This window comes from Shewanella sp. Iso12 (genome assembly GCF_012030025.1).
Lineage (GTDB): Bacteria > Pseudomonadota > Gammaproteobacteria > Enterobacterales > Shewanellaceae > Shewanella > Shewanella algae.
On sequence record NZ_JAAUHW010000007.1, the window covers coordinates 22,878 to 44,050 of the forward strand.

The 21,173-nt window shown below is 54.3% G+C and carries 15 protein-coding genes; 8 read left to right on the top strand and 7 right to left on the bottom strand.

What is annotated here, in order from left to right; all coding sequences use genetic code 11:
* Positions 1-79: 79 nt before the first annotated feature.
* Both HCX89_RS12995 and HCX89_RS13000 read left to right on the top strand, forming a co-directional pair.
* On the top strand, positions 80-2,296 hold the full coding sequence (locus HCX89_RS12995) for a patatin-like phospholipase family protein (protein WP_062793714.1): 2,217 nt from the start codon (positions 80-82) through the stop codon (positions 2,294-2,296).
* A gap of 151 nt (positions 2,297-2,447) precedes the next feature.
* Positions 2,448-4,502 carry a M13 family metallopeptidase gene (locus tag HCX89_RS13000; protein WP_101060241.1) on the top strand — a complete coding sequence of 685 codons (2,055 nt, stop codon included), beginning with the start codon at positions 2,448-2,450 and terminating at the stop codon, positions 4,500-4,502.
* A 55-nt stretch (positions 4,503-4,557) separates the two neighbouring features.
* Here HCX89_RS13000 and hxpB read toward each other — a convergent pair whose 3' ends face one another.
* On the bottom strand, positions 4,558-5,220 hold the full coding sequence (gene hxpB / locus HCX89_RS13005; RefSeq protein WP_107006344.1) for a hexitol phosphatase HxpB: 663 nt from the start codon (positions 5,218-5,220) through the stop codon (positions 4,558-4,560).
* Positions 5,221-5,612: 392 nt separating this feature from the next.
* On the opposite strand from hxpB, the gene acnB reads away from it, so the two are divergent.
* Positions 5,613-8,210: a bifunctional aconitate hydratase 2/2-methylisocitrate dehydratase gene (gene acnB, locus HCX89_RS13010; protein ID WP_100142975.1), complete on the top strand. Its 2,598-nt coding sequence runs from the start codon at positions 5,613-5,615 to the stop codon at positions 8,208-8,210.
* Positions 8,211-8,314: 104 nt separating this feature from the next.
* Here the strand turns inward: acnB and HCX89_RS13015 are convergent, their stop codons facing one another.
* Complete coding sequence (locus HCX89_RS13015) at positions 8,315-8,797, bottom strand: Rsd/AlgQ family anti-sigma factor (RefSeq protein ID WP_025009241.1); 483 nt, start codon at positions 8,795-8,797, stop codon at positions 8,315-8,317.
* 623 nt (positions 8,798-9,420) lie between these two features.
* On the opposite strand from HCX89_RS13015, the gene hemE reads away from it, so the two are divergent.
* Complete coding sequence (hemE, locus tag HCX89_RS13020; protein ID WP_028779575.1) at positions 9,421-10,485, top strand: uroporphyrinogen decarboxylase; 1,065 nt, start codon at positions 9,421-9,423, stop codon at positions 10,483-10,485.
* A 49-nt stretch (positions 10,486-10,534) separates the two neighbouring features.
* On the opposite strand, the gene HCX89_RS13025 is transcribed toward hemE, so the two are convergent.
* From HCX89_RS13025 to HCX89_RS13035, 3 genes are all read right to left on the bottom strand, one after another.
* Positions 10,535-11,251, bottom strand: coding sequence for a response regulator transcription factor (locus tag HCX89_RS13025; RefSeq protein WP_144133968.1), 717 nt, complete (start codon positions 11,249-11,251; stop codon positions 10,535-10,537).
* Between the two features lie 92 nt (positions 11,252-11,343).
* A complete protein-coding gene (locus HCX89_RS13030; RefSeq protein WP_167716305.1) occupies positions 11,344-12,087 on the bottom strand; it encodes a spondin domain-containing protein in 744 nt (247 codons plus the stop codon).
* Between the two features lie 11 nt (positions 12,088-12,098).
* Positions 12,099-12,800, bottom strand: coding sequence for a spondin domain-containing protein (locus HCX89_RS13035; protein WP_167716307.1), 702 nt, complete (start codon positions 12,798-12,800; stop codon positions 12,099-12,101).
* A gap of 31 nt (positions 12,801-12,831) precedes the next feature.
* Between HCX89_RS13035 and HCX89_RS13040 the strand changes: the two genes are divergently transcribed.
* The 3 genes from HCX89_RS13040 to HCX89_RS13050 all read left to right on the top strand — a co-directional run bounded on the left by HCX89_RS13040 (position 12,832) and on the right by HCX89_RS13050 (position 16,584).
* Positions 12,832-13,059 (top strand): hypothetical protein, encoded by a 228-nt coding sequence (locus HCX89_RS13040; protein ID WP_167716309.1) that lies wholly within the window; start codon positions 12,832-12,834, stop codon positions 13,057-13,059.
* Between the two features lie 97 nt (positions 13,060-13,156).
* The gene (locus HCX89_RS13045) at positions 13,157-15,754 is read left to right on the top strand and encodes a bifunctional diguanylate cyclase/phosphodiesterase (RefSeq protein WP_109247328.1); all 2,598 of its coding nucleotides are present in this window, start codon (positions 13,157-13,159) and stop codon (positions 15,752-15,754) included.
* Between the two features lie 26 nt (positions 15,755-15,780).
* On the top strand, positions 15,781-16,584 hold the full coding sequence (locus HCX89_RS13050) for an SDR family oxidoreductase (protein ID WP_025009247.1): 804 nt from the start codon (positions 15,781-15,783) through the stop codon (positions 16,582-16,584).
* Between the two features lie 42 nt (positions 16,585-16,626).
* Here HCX89_RS13050 and HCX89_RS13055 read toward each other — a convergent pair whose 3' ends face one another.
* Positions 16,627-16,851 carry a hypothetical protein gene (locus tag HCX89_RS13055; RefSeq protein WP_025009248.1) on the bottom strand — a complete coding sequence of 75 codons (225 nt, stop codon included), beginning with the start codon at positions 16,849-16,851 and terminating at the stop codon, positions 16,627-16,629.
* A gap of 74 nt (positions 16,852-16,925) precedes the next feature.
* Positions 16,926-18,569: a methyl-accepting chemotaxis protein gene (locus HCX89_RS13060; RefSeq protein WP_232786106.1), complete on the bottom strand. Its 1,644-nt coding sequence runs from the start codon at positions 18,567-18,569 to the stop codon at positions 16,926-16,928.
* Positions 18,570-18,908: 339 nt separating this feature from the next.
* Between HCX89_RS13060 and uvrD the strand changes: the two genes are divergently transcribed.
* Complete coding sequence (gene uvrD, locus HCX89_RS13065; protein ID WP_025886801.1) at positions 18,909-21,074, top strand: DNA helicase II; 2,166 nt, start codon at positions 18,909-18,911, stop codon at positions 21,072-21,074.
* The last annotated feature ends 99 nt before the right edge of the window (positions 21,075-21,173 follow it).

Here is a 21,173-nt window from a genome sequence, read left to right on the forward strand (position 1 = left end):
ATACTCACTTGGAACTTTCTCTTTACTGTAAATTCTTTGTTAGAATATGCCGACTCTAATTCTGGAACTCTTGCTAGGTATGAAGACCTCTCTGCGCTTACTGGTTTTGATAGGCACTCTGTTGAGTGTGGCTGCCGTGGCGGCCGAACGTCCCAAAGTGGGCCTGGTTCTCAGTGGCGGTGGTGCCAAGGGCGCGGCGCATGTCGGGGTTCTCAAAATGCTCGAGGCCAACAATATCCCGGTCGACTATGTCGCCGGTACCAGCATAGGCGCCTATGTCGGCGGCCTTTATGCGCTGGGTTACAGTGCCACTGAAATTGAAACCATCATGATGAATGAAGACTGGTCCAAGGGGTATTCAGATACCATTCCGCGCCAGGCCATGAGTTATCGTGATAAGCAGCAAAGAGATCAATACAATATTCCGCTTAACCTGGGGATCCGCGGCGGTGAAGTACAGTCGCCGAGTGGCGTGCTCCTCGGGCAAACCATGTCGCAGCTGTACCGCAACACTACGGATCTGGTGCGGGAGTTCAACAGTTTCAACGAATTGTCCATTCCCTACCGGGCAGTGGCCACCGACTTGGAAACCAGTCTGCCTGTGGTGATCAGCAGTGGCAGCTTGGTGGAAGCGATGCAGGCTTCGGCCACAGTGCCGGGAGCGCTGCAACCGGCTGAAATCGATGGCAAGTTGCTGGTGGATGGTGGCATTGCCAACAATATGCCTGTGGATGTGGTCAAGGCCATGGGCGCGGATGTGATTATCGCCGTCGATATTGGCTCGCCATTGGTGAAAAAGGATCAGCTCAATGGCACCATAGCGGTGTTGAACCAGCTGTCCACCATGCTGACCAATGCCAGTACAGAGCGGCAAAAGGCACTGTTGACCAAAGACGATATCCTAATCCGTCCGGCCATAGATAAGCTCAGCACCACAGACTTTGCCGATATGCCCAAGGCGCTGGAAGCCGGGGTGACGGCCGCGGTGCAGCATACGGCCAGGTTGAGCCAACTGGCGGTGCCCCCCGAGGAATACCGTGCTTATGTGCAGCAAAAGCGCGACGCCAGTCGTGACTGGCTCGATAATCTGGAGAGGCCCGTTACCCGCATAGTCCTTAACAATCAGTCCAAAGTCAGTGATTCGCTGCTGGATGACATACTGGATATCGAGGTGGGTGACAGAGTCACCAAGCAGCAGTTGAACGAAAGCATTGCCCGGCTTTACTCGCTGAACAAGTTTGAGCGGGTCAGCGCCGAGTTTCAGGACACAGATGAAGGCCGGGTGTTAACCGTGACCACCAAGGCCAAGTCCTGGGGCCCCAACTACTTCCAGTTTGGTTTTAACTGGGAAGACGACTTTTCGCTGGACTCGGCAGTGACTCTGGATGCTGCTTTGACCATGACAGACCTGACCGAAAATGGCGGTGAGTGGCGTAATGAAGTGAAGATGGGCTTCGAGAAGTTGCTCGGCACCGAGTTTTATCAACCTCTGGATCGGGATCAGCAGTTTTATGCCCGCGCCCGTTACCAGTACGAGATCAAGAGCTGGGATCTGTTTGATGCCAACAAGCTCTACTTCGAGTTGGATCGCAAGAGCCACAGAATCGACCTGGGTTTGGGGTACAACTATGTCAAACAGGGCCGGATTGAGCTGGGGCTGACAGGTGAGTCGGGGGTGGTGTCCAACGAGGCCTTCTTTGAAGATCTCAAGTTCAACACCTACGGCGCCTATTTCAAGTTTGGCTACGACACTCTGGACAGCATCAGCTTCCCTACCTCGGGCAATCGCTTCACCCTGAATATCTACCTGCGCAATGAGGAGTATGAGGAGGGCGACTTCAAGACAGATCCTGAGCACTCGCTGCAGATTGAAGCAGACTGGAAAGGGGTGGTCAGTGTCGGTAATCACTCCTTCGTCGGTAAGGCCTCTTATTCAACCGTGGATAAAGATGGCAACTTTACTCTCTATGTCTCCGACCTCGGCGGTTTCCTTAATCTTTCCGGCTACCACAAGAACTCTATTGCCGGCGCCCAGAAGGTGTTTGGTGCCTTTATCTATCAGTATGATCTCGGCCGTGATGCGCTGGGGATGAAGGACTTCCCTCTATACCTGGGGGCCAGCCTGGAAGCGGGTAATGTCTGGGGGCTGGATGAACATGTGATGTTTAACGATCTCATCTATTCCAGCAGCCTGTTCCTGGGCACAGATACCCAACTGGGGCCGGCGGCACTGGGCTTTGGTTTCAGCGATAATGGCGAAAATGCTGTCTACCTGTTTATCGGCAAAAACTTCTAAGGCGGGCCTGGCCCGTCTGTGACCCGCTCTGTAGTGTTCATAGATATTTACAAAAATCCACTACAGACTGGTCACAGGGAGTGCTAAGGTTTGAAACTGGTATCTTTGTAACAATATAACTATCTGAACAATCACAAATTCGGGGAAGAAAATGAGCAAAATAAGCACCCTGGCATTGGGCATCGCCCTCAGCCTTGGTCTGGCTTCCTGTGCCAGCCAGCAAGCGCCGCAGTCGCAAGTAGAAGTGAAAAAGGCCTCCGGTATTGAGCTGGAAAACTTTGACCATCAGGTTCGCCATCAGGACGATTTCTACTACAGCGTCAACGGTAAGTGGTTGGCCACTACGCCTATCCCGGCTGACAAATCCAACTATGGTGCTTTCTCTGTTCTTTACGAAGAAAGCCAGGCAGCCCTGAAACAGATTATCGAAGAAGCCGCCGCCAAGCCCAATAAGGCCGAAGGTTCAGTGGAGCAGAAGATAGGCGATTTCTATGCCGCCTATATGGATAGCACTCTGACTGACCAACTGGGGATTGCGCCGCTCAAGGGGCAACTGGCAGATATCGCCAAAACCGCCAGCCACGCCGATATTGCCGCGCTGATGGGCAAACTGCTGACCGATGGCTCCGGCATTCCCTTTGGTTTTTACGTTAACAACGATGCCAAGAATTCCAGCCAGTACGGGGTTTACCTGTACCAGAGTGGCCTGACACTGCCGGATCGTGATTACTACCTCAAGGACGATCCCAAGTTTGTCGCCAACCGCGAAGCGATGCGTGAATATGTCCGCAATCTGATGAGCGCCGCCGGTTACCCTCACGCAGATGCCGCAGCAGCCAATGTCGCCAACATTGAACTCTTTATTGCCCAGAGCCAGTGGAGCCGGGTCGAGTCTCGCGACGCCAACAAGGCCTACAACAAGATGAGCCTGAAAGAGCTGCAGCAGTTGATGGGCGGCTTTGACTTTGACGGTTTCGCCAAGGCTGCCGGTCTTACCGGCAAGACCCAGGACGTGATAGTGCGTCAACCTTCCTACTTTGAGAAACTGGGCGCCGAGTTCGGCAAGTTCCCTGTTTCGGCCTGGCAAGACTACCTGGCATTCCATCTGGTGGACTCCTATGCCGGCTTGCTGAGCCAGCAGTTTGTCGATCTGCACTTTGATTTCCACAGCAAAACCTTGATGGGTATTCAGGAGCAAAAACCACGCTGGAAGCGGGCCGTTGATGGCGCCGATCAAGTGATTGGTGAGCTGGTGGGTAAAGAATACGTTGCCCGTCACTTCCAGCCGGAAGCCAAGGCGCGGATGGAGTCCATGATCAAGAACTTGATCAAGGGCTTTGAAGTCAGCATCGATGAGTTGGAGTGGATGACACCTGAGACCAAGAAAGCGGCTCAGGAAAAACTGTCCAAGTTTACCTACAAGATAGGTTATCCGGACAAGTGGAAAGACTACAGCAATCTGGAGATCAAGGCCGACGATCTGGTAGGTAACTATCAGCGTTATGCCCGTTTTGAGTACCAGGACATGCTGGCTAAGCTGGGCAAGCCAATAGATCGCAGCGAGTGGCACATGACACCGCAAACGGTGAACGCCTACTACAACCCTGTGATGAACGAAATCGTGTTCCCGGCCGCCATTCTGCAGCCGCCTTTCTTCAACATGGAAGCCGATGACGCGGTGAACTATGGTGGCATAGGCGCGGTGATCGGCCACGAGATCAGCCATGGTTTTGATGATCAGGGCGCCAAGTATGACGGCGACGGTAACCTGCGCAACTGGTGGACAGACAAAGACCGCGAAGAGTTCCAGAAACGCGGCGCGCAGCTGTCTGCCCAGTACAGCCAGTTTGAAGCTCTGCCCGGCAAGTTCGTTAACGGTGACCTGACTTTGGGTGAGAACATAGGCGATCTGGGTGGCTTGACCGTTGCCCTGCGCTCTTATCACCTGAGCCTCAACGGTAAAGAAGCGCCGGTAATGGATGGCCTGACCGGCGATCAGCGTTTCTTCGTCGGTTGGTCACAGGTGTGGCGCCGCAACTACCGTGACGAGGAGCTGGGACGTCGTCTGCTGACTGACCCGCATTCCCCCAGCCACTACCGCGCCATGGGCACTCCCCGCAACGTGGAAGGTTTCTACAAAGCCTTCGACCTCAAGCCGACTGACAAGATGTATCTGTCGGAAGAGGACAGAGTGAAGATCTGGTAAGGCGGATTATCAGAAAACAGAGCCAGGCAGATGCCTGGCTCTGTTGTATTCGGGCTTACAGGGTATCAAGCAGTGCCGGCAGGGCTTCCAGGCTATCACGCTGATGATGCGCCGCAGCCCAGCGGGGATCCTGGCGCTGCTCGGCTGCCGGGACTATCAAGGTCTGCATATTGGCGGCGCGAGCGGCTATCAGGCCGTTGAAAGAGTCTTCCACCGCCAGGCAGCGGCTTGGCACCAGTGCCAGTTTAGCGGCGCAGGAGAGATAAACCTCAGGGTGGGGTTTACCGAGTGGAAAATCCTGAGCCGATTGAATCGCATCGAAGGCTTCTGTGATGGCGAGTTTGCCAAGCACGGCATCGATAATATCCCAGGAGGATGAGGTGGCCAGGCCCACTTTCAGGCCTCGGCTGCGACAGGCGCTGAGGGCATCGACAACACCACGCATGGGTTTGCCATCGCGGCGGATATAGGCGATTACCGCCGCTATGATTTGATCGGCGATATATTGAGGTTCTACTTTGACCTCGGGAAAGCGCTGTAACCAGAAGTCCACCACCTGATCGATTCGCAGGCCGGTGGTTTGCTGTATGGCTTCACGGCTGACAGTCATCCCCAGCTGCTGCAAAACCTGATACTCGGCTTGCTGCCAGACGGGCTCTGAGTCGATCAATATCCCATCCATATCAAAAATAACGGCCTGTATTGCGGGTGCTTGCATGGAAAAGTCTCAAAAACGGCGCGGATTTGGACGCAGGATAACGAAAAGCGGCCCCGGGATGCAAAATTATCCCGGCAGGGGAGATTAGGAGATGCTTGGCTGAAGGCGTTTGAATTTAATTCGATTACTACAATCTAATTATTTGTATTTAAATGAAAAAATCATTTTTTCAAACTATTGTCTAATTTCCTTTGTTTTATGAGAAGCTTAGTGTGTCGCCGACCTTGGGATTTGGCCACGATTTCTCAGTTGCCTTAGTGTGATCTCATTCATACTTTTGCAAAGCTGTAGTATACTGCTAGCCGGAATTTACGGGTCGATCCTGTGGGGCTGTCAGCTTCATTCATGAAGACGTGCAGTCGTAAAAGCGCCTAACAAAGAGGAATGTTGCCGTGCTAGAAGCATATCGTAAACACGTCGAAGAGCGTGCTGCTGAGGGCGTAGTCCCTAAGCCATTGGATGCACATCAAGTGGCTGAGCTTGTTGAATTAGTGAAAAACCCACCTGCAGGCGAAGAAGAATTTATTCTTAACCTGCTCGAAAATCGTATTCCCCCAGGTGTTGATGAAGCCGCCTATGTTAAGGCCGGTTTCCTGGATGCCGTTGCCAAGGGTGAGGTGAAATCCCCAATCCTGAGCGCCGAACGGGCGCTGGAACTCTTGGGCACCATGCAGGGCGGTTACAATATCGAACCCCTGATCCGCCAATTGGACAACGAGCAGATGGCCCCACTGGCGGTCAAGGCTCTGTCCCACACCCTGCTGATGTTTGATGCCTTCCACGATGTGGTTGAGAAGATGAAGGCGGGTAACGCCTATGCCAAGCAAGTGGTTGAGTCCTGGGCCAATGCCGAGTGGTTCCTCAGCCGTCCCAAGCTGGCCGAGAAAATCTCTCTGACCGTATTCAAGGTTACAGGCGAAACCAACACCGACGACTTGTCTCCGGCTCCTGATGCCTGGTCACGTCCCGATATCCCACTGCACGCCTTGGCGATGCTGAAAAACGCCCGCGACGGTATTGAGCCGGATCAGCCAGGCGTAGTAGGTCCAATCAAGAAGATTGAAGAACTCAAGACCAAGGGCTTCCCACTGGTTTATGTGGGCGACGTGGTAGGTACAGGTTCTTCCCGTAAGTCGGCGACCAACTCTGTGCTGTGGTTCATGGGCGATGATATTCCATTCGTGCCCAACAAGCGTGCCGGTGGTTTCTGCCTCGGTGGTAAGATAGCCCCTATCTTCTTCAACACCATGGAAGATGCCGGTGCTCTGCCGATTGAGTTAGATGTGGGCAACATGGAGATGGGCGATGTTATCGACATCTATCCTTATGCCGGTAAAGTGACCCGTCACGACAGCGACGAAGTTATTTCTGAATTCAAACTCAAGACTGATGTGCTGCTGGACGAAGTGCGTGCCGGTGGCCGTATTCCATTGATCATCGGCCGCGGTCTGACCGACAAGGCCCGTGAAGCTCTGGGTCTGGAAGCCTCCGATGTCTTCGTGCGTCCAGGTGACGTTGCCGATACCGGCAAGGGTTACACCCTGGCGCAGAAGATGGTAGGTAAGGCCTGTGGCGTAGAAGGTATCCGCCCCGGCCAATACTGTGAACCCAAGATGACTTCTGTCGGTTCTCAGGATACTACCGGCCCTATGACACGTGACGAGCTGAAAGACTTGGCCTGTCTCGGTTTTAGCGCCGATTTGACCATGCAGTCTTTCTGTCACACAGCCGCTTATCCCAAGCCTGTTGACGTGAATACGCACCACACTCTGCCTGACTTTATCATGAACCGCGGCGGTGTTTCTCTGCGTCCAGGTGACGGTGTTATTCACTCCTGGCTGAACCGCATGCTGCTGCCTGATACCGTAGGTACAGGTGGTGACTCGCACACCCGTTTCCCAATCGGTATCTCTTTCCCTGCAGGTTCCGGCCTGGTGGCTTTTGCCGCCGCGACCGGCGTTATGCCACTGGATATGCCTGAGTCTGTGCTGGTGCGCTTCAAGGGTAAGATGCAACCTGGTATCACTCTGCGTGATCTGGTGCATGCGATTCCGCACAAGGCCATCGAAATGGGGCTGCTGACCGTTGAGAAGAAGGGCAAGAAGAATATCTTCTCCGGCCGTATTCTCGAAATCGAAGGTCTGGAGCACCTCAAGGTTGAGCAGGCATTCGAACTGTCTGATGCCTCTGCCGAGCGCTCTGCCGCCGGTTGTACCATCAAGCTGGATAAAGATCCTATCATCGAGTACCTGAACTCCAACATAGTCATGCTCAAGTGGATGATCGCCGAAGGCTACGGCGATCGCCGTACCATAGAACGTCGTATCAAGGGCATGGAAGAGTGGTTGGCGAACCCTGAACTGATGGAAGCCGATAAGGATGCCGAGTACGCGGCCGTGATTGAAATCGATCTGAACGAGATCAAAGAGCCTATTCTGTGTGCACCGAACGATCCCGATGATGCCGTGTTGCTGTCTCAGGTAGCCAACACCCAGATTGATGAAGTGTTTGTCGGTTCCTGTATGACCAACATAGGCCACTTCCGCGCCACGGGTAAGATGCTGGACAAGTTTGCCAAGACGCTGCCGACTCGTCTGTGGATTGCTCCGCCAACCAAGATGGACAAGGATCAGCTGACCGAAGAAGGTTACTACGGTATCTTCGGCCGTGTCGGTGCTCGTATCGAGATCCCGGGTTGTTCTCTGTGTATGGGTAACCAGGCACGGGTTGCCGATGGTGCGACCGTGGTGTCGACTTCTACCCGTAACTTCCCGAACCGCCTGGGTACGGGTGCCAATGTGTACCTGGCCTCTGCCGAGCTGGCTGCCGTTGCAGCGCTGCTGGGACGTTTGCCAAGCCCTGAAGAGTATCAGGAATATGCCAAGGAACTGGACGCAACAGCGGCCGATACATACAGATACCTGAACTTCGACCAACTGGAGTCTTACACCAAGAAAGCCGGTGAAGTGATCTTCCAGTCAGCGGTTTAAGTTATCGCAATAACAAAAGCCAGCTCATAGAGCTGGCTTTTTTGTGTCTGAAACGAGCTGCAAGCGAGTGCAATAAGGCGATAAGCTGCAGACTCGTTAAGGGATCAGTTGATGGTCGGTGCCAATTTCTTGTTGTGCAGCACTTCCAACATTCTGTCTTCCAACTGGAAGCGGGTCTCCAGGGCGTGCACCAGTTCGGCGAGATCTTTATCCAGCTGGTAGAGCAGATCGTCGCTTTCCAGCTCGGAATACTTGTCGCTGAAGTCCAGGGCCTGATCTGTGGTCTCGACAATCTTCGGCAGTAACTGCTGTGCCAGTGCCTTGTTCGATTGTCCCTGTTCGTCACAGGCGTCGACTACCTTATTGAAGACTTCGAAATGACCTTCCGAGACATAATCCACCAGCAGATTGCAGAAGCTGCGAACCTGATCGACACAGGGCAGGGACTTGTCACGGTTTTCATAAGGAGCCAGTCCGGCCAACTTACAGTAATAAACCAGTAACTTTCTGCGGTTGTTCAACCATTGATCCACCAGAGCATTGGCTCCGCCCCATTTTTGCTCGGCCTGTTCAAGTTGTTTCAGCATGATCTTCTCATCCTTATCGCCGCACTTGTTCCTAATTTAGGTGACAAGTTAGCCAGTGATCAACTCTTTTCGGTGTGTAGACGACTTTTTTACACATGGACAAACCAGTTGTTTTGTATACAAAAACAACTCAAATGTTAAATTGTGTATCCAGGCGTGGAATGGGAAATAAAAAGCCCAGCGGTAGAAACTACAGCTGGGCGAGGAAAGTTTTAACAGGCTCGATGTGACGAGCTTCTTGATTGTTCTTGCTAGCGCAGACTTTTTATACCAAAGGGTGGGAACCTGTGCAACTTTTTTCTGTCATAAGACATTAGTCTGACGCCTCAATCTTTATACTTTTGTTGTGAGAATGTGATCCCGTGCCGATTGTGTCGGCAAGTCTTGAGCTTCATCAAGTTCCCCTGTATTTCGTTTATCTGCTTTTGGTTCACACCCATGGCTTGGTGCCTATCAGTTTGCCTGTGGAGCGGCCTGGATGGCTTGGCAGTACACAAACTTCCCGCTGGAATAGTATTTATCCATGCCTGTGGTCACATAAATACTCAGACACAGGTTACAATACAGCCGCAAATGCTAAACTACCGCCCCAGCAGATCTCAATCGGAGTAGGAATAAGCCCAATGGCAGAATTAAAAAACGATCGTTATTTACGTGCGCTGCTCAAGCAACCTGTTGATGTTACCCCAGTTTGGATGATGCGCCAGGCTGGCCGCTATCTGCCAGAATATCGCGCTACCCGCGCCGAAGCCGGTGACTTTATGGCGCTGTGCCGTAATGCCGAACTGGCTTGTGAAGTTACCCTGCAGCCGCTGCGTCGTTTTGAACTGGATGCGGCAATCCTGTTTTCCGATATTTTGACTGTGCCTGATGCCATGGGGTTGGGCCTGTATTTCGAAGCCGGTGAAGGCCCTCGCTTTGAGCGTCCAACCGACACCATTGAAGCCATCAAGAAGCTGGCTATACCGGATCCGGAAGATGAGCTCGGTTATGTGATGAAAGCCGTCAGCACCATTCGACGTGAACTCAAGGGTGAAGTGCCATTGATCGGTTTCTCCGGTTCACCATGGACACTGGCCACATATATGGTTGAAGGCGGTTCCAGCAAAGCTTTCGAAAAGATCAAGCGGATGATGTATGCCGAGCCTGCCGCCCTGCACATGCTGCTGGACAAGCTGGCCGATTCCGTAACCCTGTATCTGAACGCCCAAATTGCCAACGGCGCTCAAGCCGTGATGATCTTTGACTCTTGGGGCGGCGCGCTGTCTCATGCGGCCTATCGCGAGTTCTCACTGCGTTACATGCAGAAGATAATCGATGGTCTGAACCGTCATGCCGAAGGCCGTCAGGTACCAGTGACCCTGTTTACCAAAGGCGGTGGTCTGTGGCTTGAAGCCATGGCTGAAACCGGCTGTGATGCTCTGGGTCTGGACTGGACCATAGACATTGGCGATGCCCGCAAACGTGTGGGTGACAAGGTGGCCCTGCAGGGCAATATGGACCCATCGACTCTGTACGCATCTCCTGAGCGTATTCGTGAGGAAGTGGCACAGATCCTGGCCAGCTATGGTCAAGGAACGGGCCATGTATTCAACCTGGGCCATGGCATCCACCAGCATGTGGATCCTGAGCACGCCGGAGCCTTCGTCAAGTCGGTACACGAGCTGTCTGCCCAGTACCACAAGTAAGCATTCGTTCAATAAAAAAGCCCGCATTGCGGGCTTTTTTATTGCTTTTTCAGTAATGGCTGGCCTGCTCGGGTGGTGAAAACTTGTATCCCACACCCCATACGGTGGTCACTATGGGCTCACTCTTGGGACATGCGGCCAATTTGGTGCGCAGGCGGTTGATATGGCTGTTGACCGTGTGTTCGTAGCCCGCATAGTTTGAACCCCAAACGCCTTGCAACAGTTGCATCCGGCTGAATACCTGTCTCGGCCGCTTGGCCATAAACAGTAAGAGATCAAACTCTCTGGCGGTTAACTGCAGTGGCCGGCCAAAGGCATTGACCTCACGGGTAGCGCTATTGATGCTGAGGCCGTTGAATTCGAGTTGCTGGCCAGGCAGCTTGATGTATTCGCCCCGTCTGAGCCAGGCCCTGATCCGGGCACGTATCTCCAAAGTGCCACAGCTTTGAAGCAGGTAGTCATCGGCACCGGCCTCAAGAGCCAGAACCACATCGGCCTCGTTGTCGGACTCCCCCAGAAGCAGTAGCGGCAGATTCGGATACTCTTGCCTGAGCATCTGACAACGGCCGAGCATGTCACCGTCAGGCAGTTGGCGTGTCATGATCAACAGGGCCAGAGGTTTACTCGCCAGCAGTCTTCTGGCCTGTTGAAAACTCGTCGCTTGCCATAGCTGGCAGCCCAGAGTCTCGAGATTGAGGCGTTGGATATCGGCCAGGCTCTGATCATGGGCAAGCAGCAGGATCTGCGGTGTGCTGGAAGGGATCATCTTGGGCTCCGAATCAACTCTGGGTATTGGAGTTGACCCGGCGCCGCGGGGTTTTCTTTCAGGCTCTTATCTTGGGAGCAAAGCGCTGAAGACTAGGACTTACGGTAGATCATTATCTTGAGCACCGGATTATCGAACCTGTGCGAGGGCGTCAAGACCGAGTCGGCCAGGCCGTCATCGACCGAGATAACCCCAGGATGGAGATGTACTCTATCGACATCATCCCTGGCACTGTTAAAGCCTTCACCGCCATCGGCCGGGCCGGGAATACTGCCTTTGGTTTCTGAGTTGGCTTCGGTGCCGGCATCATAGGCGGGAGCAAGCAGTTGCAAGCTCTCATTGGCTGCCAGGTTACTCAGGTCTACCTGCTGAATGCCACTGAAAGCGTCATTGGTATTCACCAGCATAGTGACCAAGGCCAAGGTCATATTCTCTTCTGAGTCCAGGTTCAGGCTGAAGTCCTGGGTCATCCCGGGGGCCAGCGGAGCTTCGGCGCTCATCAGTGTGTGGACTCCGCTGATATTGGCCAACTCGCTGCTGTCGCCACCTTCTGCGAGTCGCTCGAGTGCCAGGCTTGCCGGCGAGCCGTTTTGCCAGAGTTGCAGCTCTTTGTCGGTAGTCAACAGGGCGATAGGTGATAGAGGTTGGTTAGCGGTCAGGTTGGTCACCCGGATATCGAATTTGCTGGTAGCAGGCTCAGGTTCCGGAGGTTGGGGCTGCGTGCCGGGATGGTCATTGTCCGAGCAGGCGGTCAGCATTACCAGTGCCAGTATCAGCACCAGGGACAGGGCAAAGGCTCGGGCCTGAGTCGCTTCTCTAGGGCTTGTAGTGTTCATCTGCCGCTCCTTTATTTGACGGTAACGATCAAGGCGGCAACCGGGTTCAGCCAGCGATGGATACGGCTGTCGACATCGCTGATGCCGCCATTGGGATCTGTATCCCCGAGTAGTCCCGGGTGGATATGCACCCTGTCATTGCTCGAGTCGTCCATCACGCCGGTGCCGTTCTGGCCGCCCATACCATCGGGCGCTGCCGGAATGCCGGGAACTCCAGGCGCGCCGCCACCGGTTATCTGCTCGTCGTTGGCTTCTGTCCCGGCATCATAGGCATTGAGATAGAGGGTATAGCTTCCCGGAGTGCTGGGTATTTCCCAACCGTCCAAGCCGACAAAGGCATCATTGGTGGGCAGCAACATGGCCACCAGACTCAGATGGGTCAGGGCGCCGCTATCCAACATTACCTTTTCAACCTTGGCGCCAGGGGCCAGTAAGCCGGCGGCTGGGTTGGCCACAGTCACGCCGCTGTTGGCTGTGACTGCCTGTTGCAGTTCGCTGATATCTCCGCCTTCGGCCATCTTCTGCAGGGCAGAGCTTGCGGGCTCTCCGGCTTGAAACAGGTGACTGTTGCCGTCATGGGCGGCGATAAGCAAGGGGGTAAAGTGGTTGCCATGGGTCAGGTTGTTGATATTTATCTCCAACTGGGCGGCTTGGGATAACTGGCTCAGTGGCAGTGTGCTCAATAGCAATGGCAATAGTAACTTGGGTTTCATCGGCTTGCTCCTTCTTATGGGGATAAGTCCAGTGTTTACCCTGGAGTTCACCTCAAGGTCGCCGGTTTATCACGAAAGCTTCACTTTTTCGGGGCGGAGAATGGCTAATCTGCGGCGATTGGGATTTTCAATTTTGCAAATTGTGCTCAAAAGCACATACCTAACCGCCTTTTACTGCGCCAAATCAACACAATTGGATAACAGTCAGGGCAAGCTGGTGCAGTTTGTCGCGGGCAAAGTGGCGGCAAACGGGCAATGACGCCAGTCAAGAGTTTTAACCGGACGTTAAATGAGGTATGTTGCCTGCCGGAGTCCGGCCATTCTTGGTATCCGGTAACAATCAGCCGTGGTTTAAGATGCACATTGGCAAAAAAATAGGCGTATTTATCCTGGGGTTTTGTATTCCTGCCCTGCTTGCAGTCGCCTACAGTTTGAATTTTTGGTTTGAATACAGTCTGGGTCAGTTCCGGCAGCAAACGCTGGAGCATGAGTATGTCGGAATTGAGCAGCAGTTTACCCGTGAGTCCCGGCGCCTGTTACAACTGGCGCGCCTCTATGTTCCCATTCTTCAAACGCCGGGCGAGTCGCTGCTGAAAGGTTGGCTGGAGGGGTTGCAGTCTTCCAATATCAGTTTGTTTCATCTGCATCAGGGTAAGGTGACGGCGCTGGCAGACGGCAAGACCCGGGTGTCCGGGCAGATAATCCCTCCAGCCGGACTCTTCTCCACCCTGGACAAGGAAGCCTTTGGCGCCGTGATAGTCAATGAGCAACCTTTGCAGCTGGGGTTCTATCGTTTCGATGATGACGAGGCTCTGATAGTCACTCGTTTACTGACCCCTGCGCACCTGCAGAGCCTGGGACAGGCTGACCTTATCCATTCCGTGGCGCTGGCACCGCTGCAACAGCAGGTGAGCCCGGGGCAACATCTTAAGCTGGCCAGTCAAATCCAAGTACCCACCCTTATTGGGCCTGTGCTGGCGCTGCAGGTTAAACAACAAAGAGACGCCTTCGAGCGGCTGGAATGGCAAAGCCTGTTGGTTGTCATGCTGCTATTGCTAGGCGGCATGCTGATGGTGGCCGCCGGTTATCTCTGGCTGCGACGCGGCTTGCTGAAACCTTTCGACCGTTTGATGACAGAGCTGAAGGAGATAGATCCCAGCGCCAGACGCTATACCCATGTCAGCGGCAGCGGCGGCGCCGAGTTCAAGGTGTTGGCCGACAGGATCAATAACCTGTTGCTGCGGATTTTTCAGCAGAAAGAGCGTTCCCGAATCACCCTGGAATCCATTGCCGAAGCCGTGATCCTCACCAACAATAAGGCCAGAGTTATCTATCTCAATCCTCAGGCGGAATCCCTGCTCGGGCTGCGCAGTCAACAGGCTTTGGGGCGGACTCTGGATACCCTGCTCAAGAGCGATAATCAACTGGACGAAGAACTGCTCAACTTTATGTCCAGCGGCAGCCGGGTTCCCGAATACAGCAAGGTCACTCTGCAGATGCAGCAGCCGAGAATCATGGAGCGGGCGGTCAGCAACCTCTGCAATCACAAGGGCCAGGTGATAGGCGTGGTGACTGTGCTGCGGGACATTACCCAGGAGGAAACCCTCAAACAGCAACTGAGGTTGAAGGCCAGTGTCGATGGTATTACCGGGCTTTACAACCGCAGCGCCTTTGAAGAGCGGCTGCCGGGGTACGCCGAAGGCGCCGAGACCCTGGCACTCTGTTATCTGGATCTGGAGCAGTTCAAGCTTATCAATGACAACTGCGGCCATGACGCCGGCGATCAGATGCTGGTCATGGTTGCCAGAGCCATAGAGTCCTGTCTGCAGGGTGACGAGATGTTGGCCAGACTCGGTGGTGATGAATTTGGCTTGGCTATCCGTAACCGCAGTGCTCTGGAAGTTGCCAGGTTCTTAAAGCAGGTGGTGAGGCAGGTTTGTCTGCAGATCTTGCCCTGTGGCGGCGCCCATTACCGAGTCGGGGTCAGCTGTGGCGTGGCCTTCCATAGAGGCCCTTGCTCTGCGCCCGCCGAGCTGCTCAAGGATGCCGATATCGCTTGTCTGGCGGCCAAGCGCAAGGGCAGTAGTCAAATTCACTTCTTCGATGATCGCAACAAAGAGCTGGCCAATGAACGCAATGCCCCCAAGTGGGCGGTGCGTATTGCCAGAGCCATAGAGGATAAAGAGCTGCTGCTCTATTTCCAGCCGATTAAAGGACTCAACGGCTGCTGTCGCCGTCAAAGGCTGGAGATCTTGCTGCGGATCCGCGACAACAGTGGTCGTATTCTGCCTCCGGCACAGTTTATTGCGGCGGCGGAGCGGTTCAAGTTGATGCCGGAAGTCGATAGGGAAGTGATCCGCAAGGCGTTCCTCTGGCTATCCGAGCATCCTCAGCTATGGCCGGAGATCTGTATCTCCATCAACCTTTCGGGAAACAGCCTGGGCAGTGAAGGTATGCTGGATTACATCGCCGAGATGCAGGGACGCTATGGCATTCCCAGCTCCTGTGTCTGCTTTGAGATCACAGAGACCAGTGCTATTCAGAACCGAACCCGGGCGATGGAGATGCTCAACCAATTGCGCCGCTTGGGATTTGCCTTTGCTCTGGACGACTTTGGCAGTGGCTTTGCTTCATACGGCTACCTGCGGGAGCTGCCGGTGGATTATGTGAAGATAGATGGCTGCTTTGTCCGGCATCTGGCGACCAATGCCAGGGATTATGCGATAGTCAAATCGATTCACGATGTGTGCCGGGTCATGGGCATAGAGACAGTGGCTGAGTTTGTCGAAAACCAGGAGATCATGGATAAGCTGCTGGAGATAGGGGTCGACTATGCCCAGGGGTACGCCATTGGGCGCCCCAAACCTCTGGAGCAGTTTTTGCAATGGGAGAAGCGCCATGAGCGCCGGCAGCAGGGATTGCACTTGCAGGAGGAGTATGCGAGCTTAGCCTGATAACTTCGACTGACAATGGACTGCAGATGGAAGGACTTGCTGATAAGGTCATAGTGATTACCGGCGCCTCGGAAGGTATTGGGCGGGCGCTCGCTCTGGCACTGGCGCCGCTTGGCGGACAACTGGTACTCAGTGCCCGCAATGAATCCAGGTTGCGTACCCTGGCGATGGAGGTCGAGTCGGTTGGCGGTGCGCCACTGGTGGTTTGTAGTGATGTCGGGCGACAACAGGACTGTGAAGCCTTGATAGCCACGGTTATCGAACGTTTCGGCCGGCTGGATATACTGATCAACAATGCCGGCATGACCATGTGGAGCCGCTTCGATGAACTCAAGCAACTGGACATTCTTGAACAGCTGATGCGGGTCAATTATTTGGGACCGGCCTGGCTGACCCATGCAGCATTGCCGCATCTGAAGGCTTCCCAAGGGCAAGTGGTGGTGGTGGCTTCCGTGGCCGGTCTGACCGGGGTGCCAACCCGCAGTGGTTATGCCGCCTCCAAACATGCTGTTGTGGGCTTTTTTGATTCACTGCGAATCGAGTTGGCCGAGGACAATGTTGCTGTGACCGTGATATGTCCTGACTTTGTGGTCTCCGAGATCCACCGGCGGGCGCTGGATGGAGAGGGTAAACCGCTCGGAACTTCTCCCATGGCAGAGAGCAAGATCATGACCGCCGAAGAATGCGCGCAGATGATGCTGCCGGTCATAGCCGGGCGGGGGCGAATGTTGATTACCTCCTGGCGTGGTCGTCTGGGGCGTTTTGTCCGCCTTATCGCTCCAGCCTGGGTGGATAATCTTGCCCGTAAGGCAATAGCGTCCGGGCACTAGCCCAAGAATAAATAAGCCTCCGCGTGGGAGGCTTATTTAAGATTACTTTTTGTCGTTGAGGTGCTGGACTATGGTGGCCTTCGCCTCCTCATGGCTGGCCTTGGCGGCTTTGGCCTGAATATGGGCCGTTGCCTTGTGGCCGGTTATATCCTCGGCGATATGCAGCCAATCCGGATGCCAGTAAAACTGGCTGCCTTCCAGTGTCGACCAGTTGTGCACCCCATGAGTTTCACCGTTATATACCAAGTCTTTGATTGAATATCCCATAGTCAGTCTCTCCAAGTTGGAATGGTATTATCATGCGGCCGTCGTGGCCGCATGAGTGTGACGAAGATCTCATTTTAGGTGCGGAAACGGCTGATCAAATGCGCCAGGTTGTGGGCCAACTGACTCAGCTCCTGGCTGGATTGAGACACATGCCCCGTCCCCATGGACACCTTGGAGGCGGCATCACTGATATTGGTGATGTTGACCCCCAACTCACCGGTAACCGCTGTTTGCTGCTCGGTGGCACTGGCCACCTGAATCGCCATGTCGTTGATGATGCCGATAGCGGCACTGATCCTTTCAATCGCATCGCTGGCCTCATTGGCGCAGCGAACACTGCCTTGCATCCGCTCGCGGCTCTTTTGCATCACTTCGTTGGCGTGCAGAGCTCTTTGCTGCAGCTGTTCTATGGTGCCTTTGATTTCCAGCGCCGAGCTTTGGGTACGGCTGGCGAGTGTGCGCACTTCATCGGCCACCACGGCAAAGCCTCTTCCTGCCTCACCGGCCCGGGCGGCTTCGATGGCGGCGTTGAGGGCCAATAAATTGGTCTGCTCTGTTATCTGGGCGATCACTTCCAGCACCATGGCAATGGAATCTGAGTCTTTTTGCAACTGGCCTATCACTTCGCTGGCGGCGGTGATTTCTGCATCCGAGCTTTGAATGGTATCCAGTGTCTGCAGCACCACTTGTTGGCCCTCTGTGGTGGCCAGCACCCCTTGGTTGGCCTGATCGGCGGTTTGGGTGGTGTTGCGGGAGATATCGGCAATCGAGCTCTGCAGCTCTGTCATGGCGGTAGCCACCTGATCGACCTCAGAGCGCTGTTGTTGCATCTCTTCGGCGGCTTCGGCGGCGACTGTAGTCATCTCTTCCACGGCGGCGGCCAGTTGCACCGAGGCCGCGCCTATCTGGGAAATCATCTCATGCAGAGTGTTACGCATCTGTCCCAGGGTTTCGGCCAGGTGTTTGAACTCGCTGCTGCTGAATTTTTCCATCGGAATTTCGGTTGCGAGATCGCCAGAGGCTATCTGCTCCAGCACTTGGGTAGTGGCGCCAAGGGGGATAAAGATACGTCGCAGCAGGAACCAGCCGGCTCCCAATGCCAGAGTCACAAAGAGGCAGAAGACGATGACCAGACTGCTGCTGAGGGATTGAATTGCCTGTTCACTGGCGCTTCTGGCAGAGCTGACCTTATTGGTTTCCAGTTCCATCAAGGCTTTGAGTTCGGTCTCGACATTGTTGTAAATATGCCACGACTCCATGGAGGTCAGCATGTTGGCGGTGTTTTCCGGCAGGTCGCTGCTGTCTCGATCCAAAAATTGTTTATGCAGTCCCATAAAGGCTTGCAGTGGCGCATCCAGCTTGTGCAGTTGCACCAGGGTATCTTGTCCGGCACCCTGTTTCAGTTGCGCCAGCGCCGAGTTGATCGTCAGGGTCTGATCCTGCAGGTACTGACGTGACTCCTCACTCATGGGGGCATTCAGTACCCGTCTCAAGCTGTATCCCAGCTGTTCCCGTCTGAGGCCGGATACCAGTTGCAGCAAAGAGGCAGCCTGATCATTGCTGTGGTACTCCCGCTCCAGCAGGCTTATTTGGCTTTTCACCTCCTGCAGGTGATAGGCAATGGTGCCCAATGACAGGCAAAACAGCGCCAGCAGCGCGGCAAACAAGGTGATCAACAACTTGCGCAAAGAAAGATTGGAAAAGATGGCTTGGTTCACAACCCGGCTCCAAAACAAATGTATGAAATATATAGTGAATGTTTCAAGATCCTAGGTGTTTGTCCGGATGTAAACTGTGAGTTGTGGCAATTTAATAGGTAATTGTTTTAATTTTTAGTATTTTCGATTGTTTATATTGTTAAGTCATTATTTAGTAATGATTTAATATCAATGCCAAATGCAGTGTCTTGTTTGTGGTCAAAGCAGGAGGAATACAGATGGAGCCGACTCTGCTGTGCCCACTGCATCTGAGTCCAGTTCAGTCAGTAGCCTGCCAAGGCACGTAGGAGCTATGGGTCTTTCCTGCTATAATGCGCGCTCGTTTTTGTGGAGGCGCGAATGGACGTATCTTCTTTATTGGATGGCCTGAATGACAAGCAGCGTGAGGCGGTAGCCGCACCTCAATCCAGCATGCTGGTGCTCGCCGGTGCCGGCAGCGGCAAGACCCGGGTACTGACTCACAGGATTGCCTGGCTGCTGCAGGTGGAAAACCAGAGCCCATACTCCATTATGGCGGTGACCTTTACCAATAAGGCGGCCGCTGAGATGCGGGAACGGGTGGAGAAGATAGTCGGCAACCATATGGGCCGCATGTGGATCGGTACCTTCCATGGTCTGGCCCATCGTCTGCTGCGCACTCACTGGCAGGATGCCGGCCTGCCGCAAAATTTTCAGATCCTCGACTCGGATGATCAGCTCCGCCTGCTCAAGCGCATCCTCAAAAGCCTGAATCTGGATGAGAAACAGTATCCGCCGCGGATGGTGGCCGGCTATATCAACGGCAAGAAGGATGAAGGGCTAAGGCCGAAACATCTGGATGGCGGCCTCTTCCCCATGGAGCAGAAACTGGTGCAAATCTATCAGGTGTATCAGGAGTCCTGTGATCGCGCCGGGCTGGTAGACTTTGCCGAGATACTCTTGCGGGCTCACGAGCTGTTTCTCAACAAGGAACATATTCTGGCCCACTATCAGGACAGGTTCCGCAATATTCTGGTGGATGAGTTTCAGGACACCAACGCCATTCAATATGCCTGGATCAGAGTATTGGCAGGCAAGAGCGCCAATGTGATGATAGTGGGCGACGACGACCAGTCCATCTATGGCTGGCGTGGCGCCCAAGTGGAAAACCTGCACAAGTTTTTACAGGACTTTCCCAATGCCGAAACTATTCGCCTGGAGCAAAACTACCGCTCCAGTGGCAATATTCTCAAGGCCTCCAACGAACTTATCGCCAACAACCCGGATCGGCTGGGTAAACAGCTATGGACCGAAGATGTCGATGGTGAGCCGATCTCAGTTTACTGTGCCTTCAATGAGATGGATGAAGCACGCTTCATCATAGGCCGCATTGGCGACTGGCAGGACAAGGGCGGCAGTCTCAGTGACTGCGCCATCCTCTATCGCAGTAATGCTCAATCACGGGTATTGGAAGAGGCCTTGCTGCACAAGGGGCTGGCCTATCGCATCTATGGCGGCTTGCGCTTCTTCGAGCGTCAGGAGATCAAGGATGCCATGGGATACCTGCGTCTGATTGCCAACCGCGACGATGACGCCGCCTTCGAGCGGGTGGTCAACACTCCCGCCAGAGGCATAGGCGATCGCACCCTGGATATTCTCAGAACCACGGCCCGGCAGCAGCAATTGACCCTGTGGCAGGCCTGCGTCCGTTTGTTGGAAGAGAAGGTCTTGGCCGGCCGCGCCGCCAATGCGGTGCGCAGCTTTATGGACTTGATAGTGCAGCTACGCAGCGACACCGAAGAGCTGCCCCTCTATCGCCAGGCGGATATAGTGATCCAGGACTCCGGGCTCAAGGCCATGTATGAGCAGGAAAAGGGCGAAAAGGCTCAGGCCAGAGTGGAAAACCTCGAGGAACTGGTCACCGCGGCGCGCACCTTCGAAGTGCCGGAAGAGCTGGTGGACATGGGTGAGTTGAATGCCTTCCTGTCCCATGCGGCGCTGGAGGCGGGAGAAGGCCAGGCCGATGCCCACACAGATGCGGTGCAGTTGATGACGCTGCACTCGGCCAAGGGGCTGGAGTTCCCGCTGGTGTTTATGGCCGGTGTTGAAGAAGGGCTGTTCCCCAGCCAGTTGTCGCTGGAAGAGGGCGATCGTTTGGAAGAAGAGCGGCGCCTGTGTTACGTGGGCATGACCCGCGCCATGCAACAGCTGTATATCACCTATGCCGAGTCACGCCGCATCTATGGCCGTGAAAACTACTCGCGGCCGTCGCGTTTTATCAAGGAGATCCCGCCTCAGTACCTGCAGGAGATCCGCCTCAAGGCGCAGGTGGCAACTCCCATGGCTAACAACAGGTTCAGCAAGTCGCAAAGCAGCTTCAACGACACGGGCTTCAATGTTGGCCAACGGGTGCTGCACCCCAAATTCGGTGAGGGGATAGTGACCAATTTTGAAGGTCAGGGAGCACAGGCCAGGGTGCAGGTGAATTTCGATGACTTCGGCAGCAAGTGGTTGGTGGTGGCCTACGCCAAGTTAACTGCTTGTTGACAGCCCGGGTAGGAAAATTCGTGTTTTGCGGTGTCAATCACACTGTTGCTGAGTCATAATGCTTGGCAAATTTAAGGCTGAGATGTGTTGGAGAGCCTA

Bases quoted from the DNA above. Each gene is read 5' to 3' on its own strand.
- HCX89_RS12995 (WP_062793714.1), top strand. From the start codon at position 80: ATGAAGACCTCTCTGCGCTTACTGGTTTTGATAGGCACTCTGTTGAGT.
- hxpB (WP_107006344.1), bottom strand. From the start codon at position 5,220: ATGCAAGCACCCGCAATACAGGCCGTTATTTTTGATATGGATGGGATA.
- HCX89_RS13015 (WP_025009241.1), bottom strand. From the start codon at position 8,797: ATGCTGAAACAACTTGAACAGGCCGAGCAAAAATGGGGCGGAGCCAAT.
- hemE (WP_028779575.1), top strand. From the start codon at position 9,421: ATGGCAGAATTAAAAAACGATCGTTATTTACGTGCGCTGCTCAAGCAA.
- uvrD (WP_025886801.1), top strand. From the start codon at position 18,909: ATGGACGTATCTTCTTTATTGGATGGCCTGAATGACAAGCAGCGTGAG.
- HCX89_RS13045 (WP_109247328.1), top strand. From the start codon at position 13,157: ATGCACATTGGCAAAAAAATAGGCGTATTTATCCTGGGGTTTTGTATT.
- HCX89_RS13050 (WP_025009247.1), top strand. From the start codon at position 15,781: ATGGAAGGACTTGCTGATAAGGTCATAGTGATTACCGGCGCCTCGGAA.
- HCX89_RS13055 (WP_025009248.1), bottom strand. From the start codon at position 16,851: ATGGGATATTCAATCAAAGACTTGGTATATAACGGTGAAACTCATGGG.
- HCX89_RS13035 (WP_167716307.1), bottom strand. From the start codon at position 12,800: ATGAAACCCAAGTTACTATTGCCATTGCTATTGAGCACACTGCCACTG.
- HCX89_RS13030 (WP_167716305.1), bottom strand. From the start codon at position 12,087: ATGAACACTACAAGCCCTAGAGAAGCGACTCAGGCCCGAGCCTTTGCC.
- HCX89_RS13000 (WP_101060241.1), top strand. From the start codon at position 2,448: ATGAGCAAAATAAGCACCCTGGCATTGGGCATCGCCCTCAGCCTTGGT.
- HCX89_RS13025 (WP_144133968.1), bottom strand. From the start codon at position 11,251: ATGATCCCTTCCAGCACACCGCAGATCCTGCTGCTTGCCCATGATCAG.